Here is a 1,775-nt window from a genome sequence, read left to right on the forward strand (position 1 = left end):
CGCGCGTCGAGCAGTTGCGCGCCAACCTGGCCGACGCGCAGGGCGGCCCGCTGCCCGCGGACGTGGCGGCGGCCAGGTTGGCGCGCAACTGCTCGACGCGCGAGCCGCCCAGCAGTACGGCGTCCACGCCGTCCCGTCCCAGCAGCCAGCGCAGGGCCAGTTCGGCCGGTTCGAGACCTGCCTCCCCGGCGACGGCGGACAGCCGGCCGACGGCGGTGAACAACCGCTCGTCCCAGTAGCGCCGCCGGTACATCGGGGCGAGCGCCGAGTCCGCGAACCGGCCGCCCTCCGGCGTACGGCCGTAGTGGTGGCGGCCGGTCAGCAGGCCGCCGGCGAGCGGGTTGTAGACCATGGTGAGCAGTCCGCTGGCGGCGGCGTACTCCGCGTACTCCTCCTCGATCCGGCGGGCCAGCAGGTTGTAGAGCTGCTGGGCGACGGCCGGGCGAGGCGCGCCGACCTCCTCGGCGATGCGGACGAGGTCGGCGATCTGCCAGGCGGCGTAGTTGGACACCCCCAGCGCGCCGATCTTGCCCTCGGCCGCCAACTCGGCGACGGTGCCGAGGGTTTCGGCCAGGGGAACGGAGCGGTCGGGCTGGTGGAGGTAGAACAGGTCGACGCGGTCGGTGCGCAGTCTGCGCAGACTGCCGTCGAGCGCGGCGCGCAGGCCGCGGGGAGAGAGGGGCGAGTCGTCGCCCGCGTCGGGATGCGGGATGCCGGCCTTGGTGGCGAGCACGAGCCGCTCGCGGCGGGCCGGGGTCAGCAGCTCGGACAGGATGGCCTCGGAGGCGCCGCCCGCGTACCCGTTGGCGGTGTCCACGGCGGTGACGCCCGCGTCCAGCGCGGTGTCCAGCATCGTGGCGGCGTCGGCGAGCATCACGGTGTCGCCGAAGGTCATGGTGCCCAGCACGAGCCGCGACAGCGGGGTCGGGACTCCCGGCAGTGGAGTGCTCATGGTCGCCATGGTCGCCCAAACTGGCACGGCTGCGCGCTGTGCGCAATGCACTCGCGCGAATCACGCAGCCTGTGCCATCATCGGCGACCACTGCGCCGCCGGGCGTGCCGCGGCTGACAGAGGGGGTCTCCCAGGTGCCGACACCCATCCACCGCCGCCTCCTCGCCCTGGCGGACGACCTCTCGGGCGCGGCCGAAACGGCAGCGACGCTGCTGTCACCGGGGAGGCGGTGCCGGGTGGTGCTGGGGCCCGTCGGGTCCAACGAGGCCGAGAGCGCACCCTGTTGGGGCCCACTGCACAACGCGGTGGCCCCCGCTGACGGCGGGCTCACCATCGGCGGGACGTCTGCGGCCGAGGAGCCCTCCGTCCAACCACCCCGCGCAGACGCCGAGTCCGTCACCGACTCGGCCTCCGCAGACGGCACATCGGCCACCCGTGCACCCCTGCTGCACAGCGCCTCCCCCACCGGAGCGGCCCTCACGGACGGCGGACCGGCGACCCGGACGGTCCCCGCAGAAGGCGAGTTGACCGGCGGAACAGCCCCCGTGGGTGGAGAGCCGACCGCCGGGGCGGTCATCACGAGCACAGCAAACATGACGCGCGCCCCGGAAGCAGGCCGGTGGGGCGATGGCGCGGTCGCGCCGAAACGGGCCCCTGAGCCAATGGACGTCATCGACCTGGACTCGCGTTATCTTCCGGCAGCTGTGGCGGCCGGGCGGGTACGGGATGCGCTGCCGGCAGTCGGTGAAGGGACGCTGGTTCTCAAGAAGTTCGACTCGCTGCTGCGGGGGAACCTCGCGGCGGAGACCGGCGCGCTCGCCGA

At 73.9% G+C, this 1,775-nt stretch carries 2 protein-coding genes; one reads left to right on the plus strand and one right to left on the minus strand.

The window, feature by feature from the left end; genetic code table 11:
• Positions 1-952, minus strand: a 952-nt coding sequence (locus AOK16_RS19735; protein WP_055473531.1) for an aldo/keto reductase, incomplete at its 3' end; no start/stop codon positions are given.
• Positions 953-1,086: 134 nt separating this feature from the next.
• On the opposite strand from AOK16_RS19735, the gene AOK16_RS28545 reads away from it, so the two are divergent.
• Positions 1,087-1,775, plus strand: a 689-nt coding sequence (locus AOK16_RS28545) for a four-carbon acid sugar kinase family protein (protein ID WP_240483653.1), incomplete at its 3' end; no start/stop codon positions are given.

It is taken from the genome of Streptomyces pathocidini (assembly GCF_001418495.1).
Taxonomy (GTDB): Bacteria; Actinomycetota; Actinomycetes; order Streptomycetales; family Streptomycetaceae; genus Streptomyces; species Streptomyces pathocidini.